This is a genomic window from Rhodanobacter spathiphylli B39 (assembly GCF_000264295.1).
GTDB classification, from domain to species: Bacteria; Pseudomonadota; Gammaproteobacteria; order Xanthomonadales; family Rhodanobacteraceae; genus Rhodanobacter; species Rhodanobacter spathiphylli.
Window position 1 is genome coordinate 1 of the sequence record NZ_AJXT01000187.1, and the last position, 322, is coordinate 322.

Here is a 322-nt window from a genome sequence, read left to right on the forward strand (position 1 = left end):
GGATTACGAGATTCAATACGACGACAAAACAAAAACTCTCATTGTATCGTATAACTTACCGAATCCAGAACAAGTTCCCAAAGTTATTGAATACAAATTTGTTCAATCTTCAAAAACCATTAAGCCTGTTGAGATGAAAAAGAAAGAATTTGATAGTTTTTATGAAAATATTATTTTTCAAGTAACACTTAGAACAATTCACGAGGTATTTGAAGCTGATTATGCCAATACAATTGATGCAATAGTATTTAACGGCTGGGGTACTGCCATAGAAAAAGAAAAAGGAAACGAATTTACATCTTGCATTATTTCATTACATACA

General features: G+C 30.7%; 1 protein-coding gene. It reads left to right on the forward strand.

Annotated elements, in window-relative coordinates; genetic code table 11:
- Positions 1-322, forward strand: a 322-nt coding sequence (locus tag UU7_RS18800) for a hypothetical protein (RefSeq protein WP_202946833.1), incomplete at both ends; no start/stop codon positions are given.